At 42.5% G+C, this 21049-nt stretch carries 16 protein-coding genes; 6 read left to right on the forward strand and 10 right to left on the reverse strand.

Annotation, left to right across the window (positions count from 1 at the left end; genetic code table 11):
- Window positions 1-97 precede the first annotated feature (97 nt).
- From parC to AC4MC0_RS16290, 5 genes are all read right to left on the reverse strand, one after another.
- Window positions 98-2317, reverse strand: a complete 2220-nt coding sequence (gene parC, locus AC4MC0_RS16270; RefSeq protein WP_058868710.1) for a DNA topoisomerase IV subunit A — start codon at window positions 2315-2317, stop codon at window positions 98-100.
- A gap of 535 nt (window positions 2318-2852) precedes the next feature.
- On the reverse strand, window positions 2853-4172 hold the full coding sequence (niaP, locus tag AC4MC0_RS16275; protein WP_279701669.1) for a niacin transporter NiaP: 1320 nt from the start codon (window positions 4170-4172) through the stop codon (window positions 2853-2855).
- Between the two features lie 102 nt (window positions 4173-4274).
- Window positions 4275-4919 (reverse strand): trimeric intracellular cation channel family protein, encoded by a 645-nt coding sequence (locus AC4MC0_RS16280; protein ID WP_004692884.1) that lies wholly within the window; start codon window positions 4917-4919, stop codon window positions 4275-4277.
- 59 nt (window positions 4920-4978) lie between these two features.
- Entirely contained in the window at window positions 4979-5446 is a 468-nt protein-coding gene (locus AC4MC0_RS16285; RefSeq protein ID WP_335999507.1) for a YchJ family protein, read from the reverse strand.
- Window positions 5447-5516: 70 nt separating this feature from the next.
- Window positions 5517-7097, reverse strand: coding sequence for a TerC family protein (locus AC4MC0_RS16290; protein WP_004692886.1), 1581 nt, complete (start codon window positions 7095-7097; stop codon window positions 5517-5519).
- 335 nt (window positions 7098-7432) lie between these two features.
- On the opposite strand from AC4MC0_RS16290, the gene AC4MC0_RS16295 reads away from it, so the two are divergent.
- Window positions 7433-8053: an LOG family protein gene (locus AC4MC0_RS16295; protein ID WP_491887151.1), complete on the forward strand. Its 621-nt coding sequence runs from the start codon at window positions 7433-7435 to the stop codon at window positions 8051-8053.
- Between the two features lie 59 nt (window positions 8054-8112).
- On the opposite strand, the gene AC4MC0_RS16300 is transcribed toward AC4MC0_RS16295, so the two are convergent.
- Window positions 8113-9087, reverse strand: a complete 975-nt coding sequence (locus AC4MC0_RS16300; protein WP_004692891.1) for a hypothetical protein — start codon at window positions 9085-9087, stop codon at window positions 8113-8115.
- A 166-nt stretch (window positions 9088-9253) separates the two neighbouring features.
- Complete coding sequence (locus tag AC4MC0_RS16305) at window positions 9254-11158, reverse strand: choice-of-anchor I family protein (RefSeq protein WP_491887152.1); 1905 nt, start codon at window positions 11156-11158, stop codon at window positions 9254-9256.
- A gap of 163 nt (window positions 11159-11321) precedes the next feature.
- Here AC4MC0_RS16305 and mdtD point away from each other — a divergent pair, with 163 nt between their 5' ends.
- The 4 genes from mdtD (at window position 11322) to AC4MC0_RS16325 (ending at window position 15681) form a co-directional block, all read left to right on the forward strand.
- Complete coding sequence (gene mdtD, locus AC4MC0_RS16310; RefSeq protein WP_005401015.1) at window positions 11322-12716, forward strand: multidrug transporter subunit MdtD; 1395 nt, start codon at window positions 11322-11324, stop codon at window positions 12714-12716.
- Window positions 12717-12814: 98 nt separating this feature from the next.
- On the forward strand, window positions 12815-13600 hold the full coding sequence (locus AC4MC0_RS16315; protein WP_373863446.1) for a glycoside hydrolase family 25 protein: 786 nt from the start codon (window positions 12815-12817) through the stop codon (window positions 13598-13600).
- Window positions 13601-13734: 134 nt separating this feature from the next.
- A complete protein-coding gene (dinB, locus tag AC4MC0_RS16320) occupies window positions 13735-14796 on the forward strand; it encodes a DNA polymerase IV (RefSeq protein ID WP_335999514.1) in 1062 nt (353 codons plus the stop codon).
- Between the two features lie 528 nt (window positions 14797-15324).
- Entirely contained in the window at window positions 15325-15681 is a 357-nt protein-coding gene (locus tag AC4MC0_RS16325; protein WP_335999516.1) for a RidA family protein, read from the forward strand.
- 62 nt (window positions 15682-15743) lie between these two features.
- On the opposite strand, the gene AC4MC0_RS16330 is transcribed toward AC4MC0_RS16325, so the two are convergent.
- Both AC4MC0_RS16330 and AC4MC0_RS16335 read right to left on the reverse strand, forming a co-directional pair.
- Complete coding sequence (locus tag AC4MC0_RS16330) at window positions 15744-16286, reverse strand: DUF2726 domain-containing protein (protein WP_010325668.1); 543 nt, start codon at window positions 16284-16286, stop codon at window positions 15744-15746.
- A gap of 382 nt (window positions 16287-16668) precedes the next feature.
- Window positions 16669-19074, reverse strand: coding sequence for a YgiQ family radical SAM protein (locus AC4MC0_RS16335; protein ID WP_335999519.1), 2406 nt, complete (start codon window positions 19072-19074; stop codon window positions 16669-16671).
- Here AC4MC0_RS16335 and AC4MC0_RS16340 point away from each other — a divergent pair.
- Window positions 19073-19300, forward strand: coding sequence for a hypothetical protein (locus AC4MC0_RS16340; RefSeq protein WP_335999521.1), 228 nt, complete (start codon window positions 19073-19075; stop codon window positions 19298-19300). The genes AC4MC0_RS16335 and AC4MC0_RS16340 overlap by 2 nt on opposite strands.
- 271 nt (window positions 19301-19571) lie before the next feature.
- On the opposite strand, the gene AC4MC0_RS16345 is transcribed toward AC4MC0_RS16340, so the two are convergent.
- Window positions 19572-20864, reverse strand: coding sequence for a M20/M25/M40 family metallo-hydrolase (locus tag AC4MC0_RS16345; RefSeq protein WP_224217055.1), 1293 nt, complete (start codon window positions 20862-20864; stop codon window positions 19572-19574).
- Window positions 20865-21049 lie beyond the last annotated feature (185 nt).

Raw genomic sequence — 21049 nt, forward strand, 5'->3', positions numbered from 1 at the left:
TATTAAGCGCTCTTTATTTAACTTGTGTTGCTTAATACTGCATCCATTTCCCGCATACATACCATATATAACGTATTTTGATCAATGGATGCTAGTTTTATCTCTGAACTAACAGTTTATTTGCTTTTTGATAACCACGTGGTAATAACTGCCCTTTTGATGCTCTTTTGCCTATGTATTTTTGCAAGTCATCACCCTTTAATTTTAATTGCTGCTGCCCTGCAACGACTTGCAGTATTTCATCTAGCGTTAATCTTGTCATGAATACAATTTGATCTTTCTCTTCAAGTTGTATCAATTTATTACCTTTACCTTTATTCAAAACAGGCAACTCTGACAACTCTAAAATCAACAAACGACCCGTTGAAGTCAATAACGCCAAATGGGTGGCTTGATCAACACTGGTTAACGGCATGACTGTGGCTTTTTCAGGTAAAGTCAGGAAAGCCTTACCTGCTTTTGCATTGGTATCTAACTGTTTTGCCTGTGTTTTAAAACCGTACCCTTTGCTGCTCAGCGCCACGACTTCGGTTTCATCATCAGCAATAAAGACTTGTTTAAAACCAATACCACTGGCTGGGGACAATTTTGAACTCAACGGTTCTCCCAGACCACGCGCGGACGGTAGGCTATTAATGGCTAGGGCATAACTACGTCCTGACTCATCCAGTACATACACGCGCTGATTCGATTTGCCTTGCGCATGACTGAGGTATTGATCGCCCGCACGAAAGTTCAGGTTTTCGGCATCAACTTCATGACCTTTGGCTGAGCGAATCCACCCTGCTTCAGACAAGACCACGGTCACAGGATCAGCAGGCATGAAATCTTGCTCACTCATCGCCGTCGCTTCTGCTCGATGCACGATTGGTGAACGACGGTCATCGCCATATTTTTTCGCATCATCTTTGAGTTCATTGATGATTAAAGTCTTTAAAGACTCAGGATTGGCCAACTGTTCACGAATCAGTGCAGCTTTGGCCTCTAACTCTTCTTGCTCACGGCGCATTTCCATTTCTTCAAGTCGGGCCAAATGACGCAACTTGAGTTCTAAAATGGCTTCGGCCTGAATATCATCAATATTAAAACGTGACATCAACTCCGCTTTGGGCTGTTCTTCTTCACGAATAATACGAATCACTTCATCAATATTTAAATAGGCAATAATCAAACCGCCCAAAATATGTAAACGTTTTTCAATTTTATTCAGGTGATATTGCAGACGACGGGTAACAGTTTCCTTTCGAATTTCAATCCACTCCAGCAAAATACGACGAATCGATTTCACTTGTGGACGGCCATCCGCACCAATCATGTTCATATTGACCCGATAGCTCGACTCAAGATCGGTGGTGGCAAAAAGGTGACTCATCACCGCTTCAGCATCAATCCGATTTGAGCGCAGTACAATTACCAAACGGGTTGGGTTTTGATGATCCGATTCATCTCGTACATCGCTCACCAAAGGCAGTTTTTTCGCCTGCATTTGATCTGCAATTTGCGAAATAACTTTCGAACCTGAAACTTGATAAGGCAAGTCCGTGATCACAATTTCATTTTTTTCGATGCGATACACCGAACGCATACGGTAACTGCCCCGACCTGTACTTTGTATTTTTAATAACTCTTCAGGCGGCGTAATAATTTCTGCTTTGGTCGGCAAATCGGGTGCAGGAATATATTCTGCGACTTTTTCGTCGCTTAAATTTGGATTGCGAATTAAGGCAATGGTACCTTTCACGACTTCACGCAGGTTGTGTGGTGGAATGTCCGTAGCCATACCAACTGCGATGCCTGTGGTGCCATTTAACAATATATTCGGGATACGCGCAGGTAAAGTCACAGGCTCTTTCATCGAACCATCAAAGTTGTCCTGCCAGTCACAAGTCCCCTGTCCCAGTTCAGACAAAAGCACTTCACTATACTGAGATAATTTGGCTTCGGTATAACGCATCGCCGCGAACGATTTTGGATCATCGGGAGAACCCCAGTTACCTTGACCTTCAATAAATGGATAACGATAACTAAAAGGCTGCGCCATCAGCACCATCGCTTCATAGCAGGCCGAATCACCATGCGGGTGATACTTACCGAGCACATCGCCAACGGTACGCGCAGATTTTTTGGGTTTACCGCTGTGTTTCAGGCCCAACTCACTCATGGCATATACAATACGGCGTTGTACAGGTTTTAAACCATCGCTGATATGCGGTAGGGCACGATCCATGATCACGTACATGGCGTAGTTGAGATATGCTTGTTCAGTAAATTCTGCTACGGAACGGTTTTCTGTCGCTTGATGCGCAAGGTTCGTCATAACAACCTGTCATCCTAATTAATCGTTTTTTGTTTAAGTTCTTATGCTATGTCGCAGGCTCTGCCTATACAAGTGAAAGCGTACACCACTACGACAAATTGCGTCTTTAGATGTTCCTAGTGTCGTAAAATTATCCATTTTTTTTAAAATGAGCAACTAATTATTTTGAAGTTCAGTTCCTATGTTCATCTCTGCTCATCAATGAAAATGGTTAAGCAACTTCAGTCTTCTCAACTTGATCGATACGATCGACAAAAAATCTGCCCATCCTCGTCCAAAATGCGACACAACCAATTGGATAGATTGCATCAATCAAGTCGCAGCTATTTAAATAGCCTCATCATGCACGGGGCTAACTTTTATCAAAATGCAATGTTGAGAAGCCACATTTCAGCCGAGCAGATTGAATTTTTTATTGCTGAGTTGGATCTTGTTATTGGTTATTTTCAGATCCATCATCTAGATTTTATCTTGAGATTTACTGGAGACTGAGAGTCTCAGCACATCAGACGCTCAATCTTCAGCGCGAACTAAATTACAGTCCAATTTCTTCCAATGTTTTGCCTTTGGTCTCTTCACCCAAAATCAAAATTACCGCTGCCACCGCAAGCAATACTGCGGTAAACATCATGAAAATCGCACTAAATCCATTGCTCTGTACCATCATATGTGTCACCACCATCGGTGCGACAATGCCGCCCATACGGCCAATGGCTGATGCCCAGCCCGAACCAAAAGCCCGGATATTGGTTGGATATTGCTCTGGGGTATAGGTATACAACACCCCCCATGCACCGAGGTTAAAGAATGACATCAAACAACCCCAGAACATGATCATGCTCACAGTATCGGCTTGACCAAAGAAATACGCGGAAACTGCACACATGCCAATAAAACCAGCCAAGGTTACTTTACGTCCCAGCTTTTCGACCAGCCATGCTGCGGCCACATAGCCTGGCAGCTGTGCCAAAATCATCACCAAGACATATTCAAAAGACTGAACAATGCTATACCCCTGCTTCACCAGCAAACTGGGTAACCATGTAAAAATGCCATAATATGAGTAGACAATACCAAACCAAATCAACCACAACATCAAGGTTCTACGTGCAAATGCCCCCGACCAGAGCTGGGTAAAAGACACGGTCTTTTTTTCTGCCACTGGTTTAACGATGATATGTTCAATCACTTCCACACCGCATTGGCGTTCAATCTGCTGCACCAAAGCGTGCGCTTCCACAATGCGGCCACGGTTGATGAGATAAGGAATTGACTCAGGCACTTTGAACCAAATCACAATGGCGTACAGTGCAGGAATCCCACCGATTAAGAAGGCCATATGCCAGTCAAATTTTGGAATCACAAAATACGCCACCAATGCAGCGCAGAGCCAACCTAAGCCCCAAAAGCTTTCTAGCAGCACGATAAAACGCCCACGCACCTGCGCAGGAATGTATTCACTGACCAAGGTCACCGCTACTGGCAACTGTCCACCTAAGCCTAAACCCACAATAAAACGAAACACCAACAACCACGTTAAGTTCGGGGCAAAGGCACAGGCTGCCGTCGCTAAACTGTAAATCACTAGTGTCGCGGCAAAAACTGTTTTACGCCCAATACGATCGGCTAGACCACCTGAGCACACCGCACCAATCGCCATTCCGACAAAGCCAATGGAGACCACCCAACCTTTCTCGGTTGGGGGCATGTGCCAGTCTTCGGCCATTTTTGCCAAAATAAAAGAAATCAGCCCCGTGTCCATGGCATCGAACATCCAGCCCAAGCCAATGACCCACAACAGGGTGTAGTGAAATTTACCGATCGGTAAGCGTTGTATGCGAGAAACTAAATCCATAGCTCGGCCTCTAAAGCGGGAAAAGATAGCGGGCTGCTTTCTCAACAGGCTTTATCATTATGTGCTTTTTTATACAAATAAGGCGGTCAAATCGCCGTTATTTTAGCTCGCATCTTTCGAGGAAGCCGATTGCTCATCATCATCTTGATAAATGAATTTCGGCATTTCTAAGCCGAAGTAAATCGCGATTAAACGTAAACTAAAGCCAAAGATCAAAGTCGAAATCACAGTCAGCTCAAGTGATAAACCGAGCTGAATGCAGCCCCAATAGAAAATCACCGCGACAAAAGAAATACTGGCATACAGTTCACGGCGGAAGACCAAAGGGACGTCATTACACAAAATATCACGTAAGATACCGCCCGATACCCCTGTCAGAACTCCTGCGACCGCAGACACCACAAAACCATGTCCCATTTCTAAGGCAATTTGACAGCCAATGATGGTAAAACCGATCAGGCCCAGAGCATCGAGGACCAAGAAAATGTTGCGTAAATGGCGCATCCACTTAGCAATCAAAATCGTCATAAAAGCGGCAAAACACGTCAGCATCAGATATTCAGGATGCTTGACCCAAGTCAGCGGATAATGTCCCAATAACACATCGCGGACAGAACCTCCGCCCAGTGCTGTGACACAGGCAATAATCACCACACCAAACCAATCCATACTACGCCGACCCGCCGACAGTGCACCTGTCATTGCCTCTGCTGTGATCGCTATAATATAAATAATAGTGAGTAACATCGCCTGGATTCCATATAGGCTAATTGATGCGCGCTATTCTAAGCCAAATTTGCTTAAAATTATAAAAATTGTGCACAACATTGTTTAAATTTTTTCCCTGAACCGCAGACGCACGCTTGTTTGATTGTGATTTGCATTTCAGTGGTTGGATCTAAAAAATACCATGCTTCTGCATGTTTCACAAAATGTGAAATTTCATGATGTATCTGTGGCGATGTGCCATCATGATAATGGGCTTTGAACTCGACCATGGCATGGTTTTTATCGAGTTTTTCATTGGCCTGTACGACGTCTAACTTCAACCATTTGTTGCTTCGACTCCACTCTGCAATTGCTGCAACATCTAGAGCCTGTTGCTGCCCCAAAGCTGTGGTTTGCACAATGTAATCAATTTGCTGTTTGGCAAAAGCACTATAACGTGAGCGCATAAGTTGAGCAGCACTCTGTGCACGGCTTTGTCCCAAGTGCAAAGGCTGACAGCACTGCTTATATTCACCCTGCCCACACGGACACTCAACATTACTCATGATTTTTCCATAAAAAATAGCTCGACATTGCGAGCTATTTTAACCTGTTCAAACCAGATTAAGGTTTGTTTTAAGATGATTCCTTGTGCAGATCCGACTTTGGAATCACATGCACTTTTTCAATTTTGTGCCCATCCATCGTCACCACTTCAAAAATACAGCCATCTGCTTCAAGGCTAGAGCCATTTTCAGGTAAACGACCTAAATGAAAGAGGATATAGCCTGACAAGGTTGAGTACTGATCAGACTCGTCGACCAAATCACGATCCAACAATAACGACACATGACGAATATCGGTTGAGCCATCGAGCATCAAGCTGCCATCTTCTAAGCTTTCAGCCACATTGTCTTCAGCATCTTCATCAGGGAACTCCCCTGCAATCGCCTCTAATACATCAATCGGCGTGGCAATCCCTTCAATCGAGCCGTATTCATTCAAGACCAAAGCCATTTGTAACGGTGCTTGACGCAGTTGTTCCATTACCATCAGGACTTGTGCATTTTCATGCACAATCACAGGCTCACGTAAATGTTTATCAAAATCGAGTACACCCGTTTCAATATATTCATTCAAAACTTTATGGGTCAGTACCACACCAGCGATGTTGTCTAACTCGCCCCGTGCCACGATTAAACGTGAATGCGTAATACTGAGTAGTTGTGATTTGATTGAAGCTTCTTCATCCTCTAAATCAATCCACTCCAACTCTGGACGTGGGGTCATCACGGACTTCACAGGACGCTCGGACAAACCCAGCACCCCTTGCACCAAGACACTATGATAGACCCCATTTTCAGGATCAAATACTTCATCCGCATAGGCGCGAGTTGCCAGTACATCTTCAGGCTCAGAGGCATGATCACTACTTTTACCGCCCAACATTCGCAGCACCGCAGATGCAGTTTTATAGCGAAGGTCTGTGGTGGTGACCATTTTTTCTTGATTACGGCGCATGGTTTGGTTGATGAATTCAACAATCACCGAGAAACCAATCGCGGCATATAAGTAACCTTTTGGAATATGGAAACCAAAGCCTTCTACAATCAATGAGAAACCGATCATCATCAAGAAGCCGAGACACAAAATCACCACGGTCGGATGTTTGTTGACAAATTCCATTAAGGCTTTCGATGCCCACAGCATAATGCCCACGGCGATAACCACCGCAATCATCATCACAGACAGGTGTTTAACCATACCGACTGCGGTAATCACCGAGTCTAAGGAAAACACAGCATCCAATACCACAATCTGAACGATCACCATCCAAAACACAGCATTGGCTGGACTTTCTTCTTTCTGAACCACTTTGGCGTCAATACGTTCATGCAGTTCCATGGTGCCTTTAAACAGTAAGAACACCCCACCAAACAGAAGAATCAAATCCCGTCCTGAGAAAGGATGATCGAAGATATGGAACAGCGGCTCGGTCAGTGTCACCACCCAAGCAATTGAGGCCAACAGCACCAAACGCATTAAGAGCGCAAGGATCAAACCAACAACACGGGCCGTATTACGTTGTTCTGGTGGAAGTTTCTCCGCCAAAATCGCAATAAAAACCAAGTTATCAATCCCCAGCACAATTTCCAGCACCACTAAGGTGAGTAACCCCACCCACGCAGAAGGATCAGACATCCATTCAAATATCATGTGATCTGCTCCTGTCGAGGGGAAATATATGGTGCATAACGCAACTTAAGCGGATGAAAAGGAGGATTCAGCACCAATGGCTGTAATTTTTTTTCGGAAAACTGAAGATGTCTTGAGCGACAACTACCACTACCCATGTTCGTTCTTGTGTTGTAAAACAGGAAATAAGTATAGGCAAGATCTACATGAAATTCATCTTTTTTTCAAAAGCGCACTGTTTTAAAAGATTTAACAAATTATTACCCGATTGTTAGATTAAATACAGCTTGCCGTCACATTTCTTGCTTAAACTAAGAGAGAAAAAGTAGATAAAGCAAAAGGTAAAAACATACGCCATGAATAGTGAATTAAAAATATCCTCTCTCAACACTCAAGTAAATGTTCAAACCACTCAACCTCTGATCGCACTTTATTGCGGTTCTCGTTCAGGCAATAAACCGATTTATCAAGAAAAAGCGATTGCACTGGCACAAGGTTTAGCTAAACAGGGTTTTGGTCTGGTTTATGGGGGGGCCAGCATTGGTCTCATGGGACAAGTGGCCGATGCCATGATTAGCCACGGCGGTGAAGCAGTCGGCGTCATTCCAGAATTTATGCTGGATTATGAAATTGCGCATCACCAACTAACCGAATTACATATTGTACAAACCATGCATGAGCGCAAAGCCTTAATGGCCGAACGCGCAAGCGCCTTTGTCGCACTACCCGGCGGTTTAGGCACTTTTGAAGAAATTTTAGAAGTGGCAACCTGGGGGCAACTGAACCAACACCAAAAACCGATGATGATTTATAACGTCAATGGCTTCTATGACGCACTGATTACACAGTTGGATCATGCAGTAGAAGAAGGTTTTCTACCGCCACAGCACCGCGCAAAACTGATTGTGTGCAACCATGCTGAACAGATTTATTCAGCCATTGCCAACCTCGGCAGTCCAGCACACTTTGCCATTTAAACCCTTTTCTTAATGCCATAAAAAAGCGAGCCTAGGGCTCGCTTTTTTAACATATACAGTTATTGCCCATAATGAGTAACAAAGTTATAGAACCACGGCAGTGTGGTCGCCAAAATCACGGACATGGCTAAACCAAACATCAATTTCATCGCATCTTTACTGACGTTACGCGAAGTGCGATGTTTGTTTACTTCATCAAAAATCATCGACATTGCAAACTCACGACCTGCAAGTAAACCTAAGAATACCCATGTGGTACTCATTGGAATGTTACTCCACTCTTTGAATACCAACAAAATCAGGGCATACATAAAGTCAATAATAGTCGCTGCACGAATATCAGTAACACCTGTTTTGGTATCGACAATCTTCTGAATCGCACCACCGCGTTGGTACAAAATCACCGCCAACAACACCACAAAGACCGTGATGGCAAACAGTAAAAATGAAAACGGCACTTGACGGGGTACATAGACGAAAATATTGGCCAAATCTTGAATCAGCCACTGACTCCACAGAAAAGCCGTAGAGACCCACTGTAGTCCGATCCAAATATGCGACGGTTCTTGATTACGGGTTTTCGCAAAATACTTTGCGACTTGGCGCATCACAAAACGATAGACAATAATCGCAACCACAAAAGCCACCGCATAGCCCATCATCGATTTCACCATCATCGAGCCTAAACTTGCAGGCGAGAAAATGGTTAAAACCAAGAAAGTGGTACTGACGGGAATTCCGTATTTGGTTAAAAATAGCAGTAAAATCGGTGGCACAATATATAGCCACGTGACCCCACCCTCAGGAAAAGGGATCGTTTCTAAACGACCATATGATGCATCTCCCACACCAGATGCATACCAACCATAAATCAACACCACCACCAAAATGGTGCTGATAAAGAGCCAAAGCACCCACCATGGACGATGTGCATTGGATGAAATAAACGTACCTAATGTCTGTGGCACATCATTTCCGACGATAGAATAAGCGGCTAAACAGAAGCCTATCACCATCAAAATTTCGATTGTCATAAAACCAACCTTTTGAATAATTTATTCCAAGACAGTGCCTTTGGACGTTTGCCAAAGATTATGACGGTTTTATTTCATTTTCATGACATCCTTGTCATATATTTTTTGTAGCGCCATAAAAAAGAACACCGTAGTGCTCTTTTTTCAAAGTCAAAACTCAGTTTTTTTAATTGAGTTTGACTTCATAAACCGCTGTACTACCACTGACTTCATTTCCCACCACCAACAGCGGGCGACCATTGGGTGAATTCTTCGCCGCGATGAAAATCAAACCTTCTGGGCCTAAGTCACCTTGCTTCGTGACTTCTGTTTCATTGGTATTGCGATGGTTCAGATACTGAACAAATTTAGCCTGATTCGGGTTACTAATGTCATACACTATGATGCCACTGGCACGCTCAAGTCCAATAAAAGCAAAGGTCTTTGCACCAATTTTACCCAATGTCATGCCTTCAGGTTCAGGGCCTTTATTGTCACTACGGTCATCAAATTTAAATGCTTCATGATTGCTATTAAATTGATGTGGAAATAACTCCGCAATTTTTCGCTCAAACTCACTCCCCGAGTCCCATACAATCTGCTTGGTTTCAGGGTCGACAATACTCACCGAACGACCACCATAGGTGTATAATTTGTCATAAGTCAGACGACCATTTTCATCTAGCTTCGGTAGACCTGTTAGTGGATCTTTTTGATAACCTTGCGTCCAACTAATGGTCAAACGTCCAATTTGTGAATCTTTAATTAAATTATCCGCGCAGACTTCTGTTGCGTCAGCCGTTTGACAAGGTTTAAACACCTCTGGGTTTAATTTCGCTCCTTTTACGCCCGGTGCAAGCTGACGTAAATGCGCGGCATAATCACCTTTGGCATCAAAACCTGCTTTTTTAAACAAATGTTTGATGCGTATCTCTTCTGCATAACCAGCATTTAAGTCCCCGCCTTCAAAGTATTTGGGTGCATCCTTTAGCCATTCACGGGCATCCCCTTCATTGGCCGTGACCAAATAGGTTTTGCCATTGGCTTGATATTGTGCAATAGCATCGGGCATATACATGCCATATAGCCCTGGCCAAGAGCGAATATTAATCATGCCTGCATCTTTTGCACATTCTGTAATACTACGTCCCAAAGAGTCTTGACCAATAGCACAGTCACGGTCACTTCCATCCAAGGCATTTTCAGGTAAGCTATGGTCCTTGTAGCCCATCGGGAAAAGGTCAAAAAATTGATTTTTTTCTAGGTCTAAAACTCCAATCGCATTGTTTTCCTGCAAACTAACCCATGCTTTTTTACCATCAGCACTGACTGCGATGTACTCAGGCTCTAGGTCTTGTGCAACGGTGGTCGTTTGAATACCTACGTTAGCAACATTTGGGTATTGACTGATGTCTGGGCCAAAAATTCGAATGCCTGCATCTAATAAGTCTTGTTTACGGTCATTCCATGCGTGGAAGCCCGCAATAGTTGCTGTTGGTTTTTGAATATCTGAAATATCAATAATGCTGACGGAACCTTCGGGATCGACTTGATACCCTTCATTCGGTTCCGCTTCATTCGCTACCAGTACTTTTCGACCATCAGGCGTGAAGATCAACATATCTGGCAAAGCTCCCACGTTGACTTGGCTGATAAAAGAGAGATCCTGTGCTTTAAAGAAAGCCACAATACCGGTTTGGGTTTTATCCTCAGCCTGAACCGCCAGTGCCACGATGCCATTATGCACCGCGACACTATTCACTTCGGAATTCGCTAAATAAGTTTTGGCATCCAAAGATTGGATATATGTGGGTTGCGCTGGTTGGGAGAAATCTAAAACATCGACCATGCCTTTTTGTGCATTCACCACGAACAGGCGCTTACTCGCAGCATCATAGGCAGGGATTTCAGCTGCACTCTGTCCAAATATCCCCGATTCATAACTTGCAAGATGAACCAGTTCAATACTATTCGGGGTGGCTTCCTCTACCACAGGCGGTGGTGTGATGGTTTGCGCATCATCACTGTCATTACATCCCGCTAAGCCCAACCCCATGCATGCTAAAAAAACGGCACTATATGTTTTATTCATTATGATCTAAATATCGGTTCAAATTTAATCAATGTATGACGCACGCGTTGCAAACACATGACGTAGAGATGTCAATTTGATGGCATGTGATAAATGCACATTCGCAACAACAGTCCAACTTAAATTAAGCTAAACTGTTTAAAAATTTCACTTTGTTGTATCTATGAACCAAACGCCGACCCATCAAGCACTCGCTCCTGAGTACCGTCTTTTGGTACTTCTGGTTTCGATTGGCTTTTTTATGCAAGGCTTAGATACCACCATTGTGAATACCGCTCTACCGGCTATGGCAGCCAGTCTGAATGAAGACCCGCTGCAAATGCATAGCGTGGTAGTGGCCTATGTGCTTGCCGTTGCTGCCTGTATTCCCTTGAGTGGCTGGCTCGCCGACCGTTTTGGAGTGCGCAATACCTATTTCAGTGCCATTATCATTTTTACCCTTGCCTCGCTGGGCTGTGGCTTTTCTGAAAGTTTAAATGAATTATTGTTCTATCGCGTGCTACAAGGCATCGGTGGTGCATTATTGCTCCCTGTTGGCCGTTTAGCCATGCTCAAGGTCATTCCGCGGACGCAGTTCTTATCGGCCATGAGTTTGATGAGTCTCGCGGGACTGATTGGCCCACTGATCGGTCCAACACTCGGGGGCTGGTTGGTCGAAGTCAGTACATGGCATTGGATTTTCCTGATTAACCTCCCCATGGGACTGTTAGGGGTTCTGATTAGCTTTAAAGCCATGCCGAATGTCACCGAGCAGAATGTGCAGCGTTTTGACTTTTGGGGTTTTATCCTGTTGGTGATCACCATGGCAGGACTATCTTTAGGGATTGAAAATTTTGCCAGTCCGCACCTGACTTTATGGTGGAGTATTGGGCTGATTGTACTGAGCTTGGCGACTGCGCTTTGGTATGCCTATCATGCACATACACATCAAAATGCGCTATTTCGCAGTAAACTGTTTCGTAACCGCATTTATGCCGTGGGTATTTTAGGTAACTTCTTTGCTCGCCTCGGTGGCAATGCCATGCCCTTTTTAATGCCACTCATGCTCCAAGTGGCTTTCGGCTTTGAACCTTTTGTGACGGGACTCTTGATGATTCCGACCGTGTTGGGTTCACTGGCCTCCAAACCCATCATTCGTCACTTGATTCAGCGCTTTGGTTATCGCCATGTGCTTTTGGTTAACACCTTATTGGTCGGTGTATGTATCGCCAGTTTTGCCCTCAATACCGCAGACACCCCAACCTGGCTGCGCGCGCTGCATTTCTTTGTTTTTGGTATGCTGAACTCACTGCAATTTGTATCTATGAATACCCTCACGCTGAAAGATCTGCCACAACAAGATGCCAGCAGTGGCAACAGTTTCTTGTCGATGATCATGATGGTGTCGATGAGTATTGGTGTGGCTCTGGCAGGTACTTTGGTTAATGTCTTTACGGCATATTGGGGCACAGATCACATCGTCATGGCATTCCATAACACCTTAATTGTTTTGGGCTGTATTAACCTAATTACCGCAGCCATTTTCTGGTACATCCCTAAAGATACCGTGGATGAATAACAGATACAAAGTACCGCTATTCACTGACCATAATCATCATGGTCAGTTCCGCAAATTCGAGCTATGATGATGAGCTAAAAACCAATACCTGCAAAAGCATGTCCGCAAGAAAAAAAGTTTCCACGCCGTCAAAAACCTCATATCCCTATTACATACTTGCCTGTGTAGTGATGCTATGTGTCGGACTGGGGATCACCTATTTTTTCTTACAGAACAATGTCGCATCTGCCCAAGAGTATCCAGTAAAAGGCTTTGATGTGTCTCATCATCAGGGCGACATCCAATGGCAATCTATTTCTCCCCAAGAGTTTAAATTCGTTTATTTAAAAGCCACTGAAGGGGGCGATTTCAAAGACCGTAAATTTCAGGACAATTGGCTCAAAGCTCGTGAACAAGGCTTTTTGGTCGGGGCTTATCATTTTTATCGTTTATGCCGTGATGGTCAGATTCAAGCGCAGAACTTTATCGAAACTGTGCCGAAGAAAACCGATAGTTTGCCACCTGTGATTGACTTGGAATATGACAGCACTTGTATCAACACCTATACCAGAGAACAGTTGCTCAAAGAAATTCAGGTCATGCACGACCAACTCTATCAACACTATGGTTTGCAACCCATTTTTTATACCTCTAAAGCATTTTATAATATTGTTTTGGTTGATGAATTTAAACAAACTCCTCTTTGGATTCGTGAATATCAAGGCCAGCCTGAGCTCAAAGGCAATCCGAAATGGACTTTTTGGCAACACACCAGCCAAGGTCAAATTAAAGGCATACCAACCTTGGTGGATCTCAATGTATTTCAAGGCTCAGAGCAAGATTGGATCAGTTTTTTAGAGCGCCAAGGGCTTTATCAACTGCCACAAAACTTACCGATCAAGTAGAGCAGTTTCAAGCTCATCTTTGAAGTTCAACTACAAACCACCAAGTCAAACTATGTCGCTTATGCCGCATACAGGACTACGCAATCGATCTGAATAGTGCAATACTGACTTAGGCTTCAATATTAAAATTCAGCATGCGAAAAATCATTCACATCGATATGGATGCCTTCTATGCCTCGGTGGAGTTACTTGATCGTCCCGACTTAAAACATTTACCTGTGGTGATTTCTTCACACCATCCTCGTGCCGTCATTGCTGCCGCATCCTACCCTGCACGTAGCTACGGACTCCGCTCGGCCATGTCGATGACTCAAGCCAAAAAACGCTGTCCTCAAGTGGTAGTGATTGAACCTAATTTCTCTAAATATCGTGCGGTCTCAGAGCAAATTCATACAATTTTTCAGCGTTATACCACACTCATTGAACCGCTTTCCTTAGATGAAGCTTATTTAGATGTGACGGAAAATTTACAACAACTGGCCAGCGCCACAGAGGTTGCTGAACGCATCCGTGCTGATATTTTTCAGAGTACAGGACTGACCGCCTCTGCGGGTGTTGCACCGAATAAGTTTCTAGCCAAAGTTGCTTCGGACTGGAATAAACCCAATGGTATCTGCGTGATTAAACCCTCACAAGTTCAGCAGTTTATTCAGCACTTGCCGCTTAAAAAAATCCCCGGAGTGGGTAAAGTCATGCAAGAAAAATTACATGCGCTCAAACTTGAAACTTTAGGTGATTTACAGCATGTGGATGAAAATATCCTGATTCATCATTTTGGCAAATATGGCAAACAGCTCTATCTATATGCACAAGGGATTGATGAGCGTCCTGTACAAGCGGAACGAGAACGTCAGCAAATTTCAAAAGAAACAACTTTTGATGATGATTTAACCATTGAACAATGTCTCCAATTTTGGCCCAAGTTGATTGCACAAGTCTGGCAAAGCTTAGAGAAAAAGCATCTGTATGCCCGTGGTGTCACCGTCAAACTGAAACTGAAAAACTTTCAAACCCTACAGCACAGTAAAAGCTTCAAAATGCCATTAAAGCATCAAACTGAACTGCAAATGACCTTAGATATCTTACTCAAAGAAATGCAAATCACACCGGATCAACAATTTCGTCTTATCGGTGTTGGGGTCTATGCTCTTTCGACTCAAGAGCCTTTACCCCAGCTCTCTTTATGGTCTGACTAATTGCTCAATCAGTCATTTTTTAACCAAAAGAACAAAAATAATGCAATTTAGCATTCACAAACTGTGTTTTTAGAGTAATCTAATGACGCGCTGCATTTATCCATGTAACCGCTGAGATGCTAAAACTTACCTTTACTTTTAGCATACGTCCTGTGATTGGCGTGACGATCAAATCCGAAGATTACAGGACATCTCTGATATTTATCATGGTATTCCCCCCTATATTGCAGAGCAGCGCTCTAGCATCAGAATAATCCAATATTTAAAAATATACTGTTATAAAGCCCGCATAAGATTGACCTATTAATCGTGTTCCTTCATCTTTTGTAATTCCCACGTCGAGATATTGAATCCATCCTCTGTTCACATGTACTTACAGCAAGAGATAGAATCCTTCACGCTGTAAAATTCTGCACCTGATTGAAAGCCAAGAGATCACAGCCATCTGTCATACATGAGTTTGTGGTAGGCTATTGAGCTACATTATTATGTTCTATTTTTATACTCATAACACAGGATGCATACATCATGACGGTTCAACGTTTGCATGTCTCAAATCGTTTTTCTGAAGTTGCGATTGCTGGCAACCTCGTTCATTTGGCAGGTCAACTGGCATCTGACTTTGATCTCGATATTAAAGGTCAAACCCAACAAACATTCGACATGATCGACCAATTTCTTGCCGATGCAGGCACAGATAAAAGTCATATTTTATCGGTGACGATTTATTTAAAAGACATTGAAAATGACTATGCAGCGTTCAATGAAGTTTGGGATGCTTGGGTTGCAGACATTGATGCCTTACCCCGTACCTGTGTTGAAGCTAAACTTTATGATCCACGAGTATTGGTAGAGTTAACCGTTGTTGCAGTGAAACCTACATAAAAAATACACTCATCATAAAAACATGAGTTTTCATGTTTTTTATGATGGATGCTGAGATTCAGTTAGCCGATCAGACGTAATTTTCGAGTTTGTGCTGCATTATAGTAATCATATTTTTTGGCTACACGCGTATCTTTAGTCAAACGCGACGAAGCATAGAGATCGCCATAAAAATCTTCACGTAACTGATGATAGTCAGGCACTTCTTCATAACGAATCACTTTATAGCCAGCCATATCGAGGATCGCATCCTGAAACTGTGCCTTTTGTGGACGTTTCAGTGAAAGCGGATCTTCTAAAGCAACCACTGCCAAAACTTGTTGTGCACTATCCACAATGACAAAATCAGCCACCAAATTGCGGTATTTATTTCGTGTACGCGAAAATTTTGTAGTGAGTAAGGCATCATAAGATACATGTGCCAGAACAGTATGATGCGGTAAAATTTCTTTCAAACGAGTATAAGTCAGTTGCTCATGCATACTAAAAATAGCACGTTGTCTTAATGCACTATCTTGCTGCTTGGTCTTAGGGATCAACGCTTTACTCGCTAAAATCATGACTAGTATCAACAACACGCTACCAATTACCATATAAGTTGTCATATTTGCATCCTTTTGATCTTTATTATAATTTTCGGTATCACAACCATTTTTATTCGATCAGTATAACCTACTGACCATTTATCCAAACCACGCAATAAAAAAACTAAAGCTAAAATCAAACAAACGCTGATAAAACTAAACAATTTTTTGCAATGTCATTCGTTGTAACACGTTTTGTTTTAATCTAAATGAAATTTTGGCTCTTTAGCCTATCTACACTGTAATAGAGTGATCCATTCACGTGCAATATGATTCTTTGGACTGACCCAATTTTCCAGACGTATGGCAGAAAAGCCAATCTTTGAGTTATTTTTCTAACGCAATAAAAAAGATCAATCCTAAAAAAGGATGCCGTAGCATCCTTTTTTATATTCAATTGCGATTAAGCACGTGACTTAGACTTTGGTTTTGACTTTGAATGTCCAAATGGCTTCTTGGCATCACCTGCTTCACGCGGTGGTAAACCTGTATGCTGCGTTAAAATCTGACCGCGCTCAGGACGCTTTTTGGTATTTGATGGACGCGATTGATTTTTCGCTTGTTGGTTACGGCTATCACCATTACGTTTTTGCGAATCGCCATCCACGGTTGAGTTTTTCTTCCGAGCAGACTGATACTGACCTTCTGTCCCTTGCGGTTGATAGGTTGGAATCAAATGCTGTTTCGAGTTACCAATCAAGTCTTGGCGGCCCATCTCTTTTAGAGCTTCACGTAATAATGGCCAGTTGTTTGGATCATGATAACGCAAGAAGGCTTTGTGCAGACGACGACGCTTCTCACCTTTCACAATATCCACATCTTCAGTATATCGCGCCACTTTGGCTAATGGGTTTTTACCCGTGTGATACATGGTGGTCGCTGTTGCCATTGGCGATGGATAGAAAGTCTGCACCTGATCGGCACGGAAACCATTTTTCTTCAGCCAAATCGCCAAATTCATCATGTCATATTCAGTCGTACCCGGATGCGCTGCAATAAAGTACGGAATCAGATACTGTTCTTTACCTGCTTCCTTACTGAAACGATCAAACATTTGCTTGAAACGATCATAGGTCCCGATGCCCGGTTTCATCATCTTAGACAATGGACCTTTTTCGGTATGTTCAGGCGCAATTTTTAAATAACCACCAACATGATGCTGTACCAATTCTTTGACATATTCAGGGTTTAACACCGCCAAGTCATAGCGCAAGCCTGAACCAATCAGAATCTTTTTGATGCCTTTAATGGCACGTGCTTTACGATATAGCTGCGTTAAAGGTGCATGATCAGTATGTAGGTTTTGACAAACACCCGGATAAACACACGATGGTTTACGACAGTTCTTTTCAATTTCAGGGTCTTTACAATGCAAACGATACATGTTTGCTGTAGGCCCACCCAAATCAGAAATGATGCCGGTAAAACCTGGTGCAGTATCGCGAATCTTTTCAACTTCACGTAAAATTGATTCTTCTGAACGGTTTTGAATGATGCGTCCTTCATGTTCTGTAATCGAACAGAAGGTACAACCCCCAAAACAGCCACGCATAATGTTGACAGAAAATTTGATCATATCAAATGCAGGGAAACGCGCATCAGCATAGACAGGATGCGGTAGACGTGCATAAGGTAAATCAAACACATAGTCCATTTCTTCCGTCGTTAACGGAATCGGTGGAGCATTTAACCAAACATCACGCTCGCCATGCTTTTGTACCAAAGCACGTGCATTTCCCGGATTGGTTTCAAGGTGCAAAATACGGTTGGCATGTGCATATAAAACGGGATCATCTGCCACTGCTTCAAATGCAGGCAAACGAATCACAGCCAGTTCACGCGGCGGTAATTTATGTTTAATTGCCTTTGAAGACGGCTGTAATTGCACAATTTGTGTATCAGGATCGAGTTTATCCCCTTCACGAACAATTTGATTCGTCACAATTTCTTTTTGGAAATTTTGGTATTGGGTTAAAGAATTGCCCTTATCTTTTTCAATTTCACAGCCATCTAAATCTTCAGTCATCACATAAGGATTGATGATCGGATCAACACGGCCAATGGCATCCACATCATTCGATGCGATTTCCACAAACTTGGCTTTAGATGGACGGTTTAATTTATTCACGATAAATGCCGTGCCACGAACATCGGTAATTTCGTGAATTTTTTCGCCTTTGGCTAAGCGATGTATCACTTCAGTAATTGAACGCTCACCATTACCATACATCAAAAGATCGGCTTTTGAGTCCATCAACACTGAACGACGGACTTTGTCTGACCAATAGTCATAATGTGCAATACGACGTAAAGACGCTTCTATTCCACCTAACAATACAGGTACATCTGGAAATGCTTCACGCACACGTTGGCAATATACGGTTGCTGCACGGTCTGGACGTTTATTGGGTAAATTATCTGGCGAGTAGGCATCATCAGAACGGATTTTACGATCAGCCGTATAACGGTTGATCATCGAATCCATATTCCCAGCGGTCACACCCCAAGCGATATTTGGCTTACCCAAAACTCGAAATGCTTCAACATTCGTCCAATCAGGTTGTGCAATAATCCCGACACGGAAACCTTGTGCTTCTAACGTACGGCCAATAATGCCCGAACAAAATGATGGATGGTCGATATACGCATCACCACAGACCAAAATAAAGTCACAACTATCCCAACCGAGTTGGTCCATTTCCTCGCGCGACATCGGCAAAAATGGCGCAGGTTCAAAACATGACGCCCAATATTTGTCGTAATCAAACAACGCTTTAGGCGCGGTCTGCATAGTATAAGCAGTAGACATGGCTAGCAATTCTCGGCTGGCAGATGAAAGATCTCAAATAAAGATCAAAGATGAAAGCCGATCATTTTACCATGAATTACATTCAGCTTGCTTGGTTAAAAAAGCATCATATACAGCACGTTATCATTTATTTTTTTATGCAAACGTAATTTCGAAGTTTTTATTTAAATTGAAACAATTCGACAGTGAAGAGCCAAAAGCTGGCCCTTCATTCCTTAAAGAATAAAGACCAAGGTCCAATCACTTGGAACAGCAAGCAATACATCGAGACCCAACTGACTCAGCTGAATTATGCAGCAAAGAATGAAAAATTAACATCAACTATAGCTATGCCGATCTCTCAGAATATCCCTCACTTTATATAGTTTTTATTTAAGATCTCACCCATTTCCTTTTAAGATTCTAATATTTAGATTAATGAAAGATGCTACTAAAAATAAACACCATCTTTCATCATGTAAAAACTCAATCAGTTGAGTTCTTTCATACCAACTTTATTATTTTTGAGCGGTCGATAAGTCCATAATCAACTTTGTCGCTAAATATAAACGCGGCACAATACTTTCGACCAGAATATATTCAGCATTATTCGAATGTGCACCATCACCAGATAAGCCCATGCCTTCTAAAATCGCTGCTTTCGAATTTAAGCCAGCAAATGCGGCATCTGTACCACCACCTGTTGCTTCAGCTAAGACCTTCATTGGTAAGTTAAAATCATTTTTGTAAATAAGCTGTGCTTGTTCAGCCAATTTTTTTGCCTGTGGGTTTGCCATTAAAGGTGGGCGACGCATTTCAAACTTTAACTTAACTTCACTATCAGCTAACTTTTTACGTTTAATCCTTTCCTGTAATACACGTTCCACTTGCTGAAAATCTTTAACTTGCAACGCACGAACATCTGCTTGTGCAGTCGCAAGGTCTGGAATCACGTTACGCACTTTACCTGCACTCGCTACAGTCCAGTTTAATTTCAACCCTGTTTTAGGATTCGATAAATCTTGTAACTGTAAGATTTGATGTGACAATTCTGTCAGTGCATTTATGCCTGCTTCAGGCTTAACACCTGCATGTGCAGATTTCCCGTGAACCTCTAAATATGCTGCACCAATCCCACTGGTGGCTAATCGTAAACTGCCATCTTTACCACCACCTTCAAATGACAAAACCACATCTTGGTCTTGTGCAGTTTCAGTAATCAGTTTGCGTGAACCTGGCGAACTGATCTCCTCATCGGAGTTAAGTAAGACTGTGATCGTGCCATAATCTTGATAATTCAACTTTTTCAAAAGATCAAGCGTATGAATAATCGCAGCAACTCCCTGTTTATCATCTAAAATTCCAAGACCAAAAACTTTATCTCCTTCCATTTTAAAAGGTTGGTCTTTCAACATTCCTGTTAAATACACCGTATCCATATGAGCAATTAGCATAATTTTACTGCTGCCTTTACCCTTTAAAACAGCTTTTACCATTGGACCAGTCTGTTGGGGCGTATCATCCATACGATATATATCTTTAGCTTCTACAATACTGACCTCAGCACCTGTCATTTTTAATTGTTCGGCGACATATTTAGCGATCTTATTCACGCCGACAAGATCTTTACTCCCCGACTCAATATTGACTAAAGCCTCTAGAGTATTTAAATAATTCTTTTTTTCTGACTCAACCAGATGTTTAACCTGATCATTAGATACAGCATGTACTTGCCCAAAAGCTAAACAGCTCAACAACGCACATGAGATTAAAGGAAGTTTTTTCAGTTGATATTGAATTTTATTAGACATACTCATTATTCCATTTAAAGATATTGCTAACAAACTATGAGCATTTGATCGACTATCCAATTTTTTAAAAATTTTAAAACAAAAATGTTGGGTAGATTAAATGTCATGATCGATAAATAAGTAAATCAGTATGTAGAAACCTGTCCTAAATCTCAATTAGACGATTGATTCGTTCATTTTTTATT

Source organism: Acinetobacter sp. CAU_H_S139_7, from assembly GCF_058599305.1.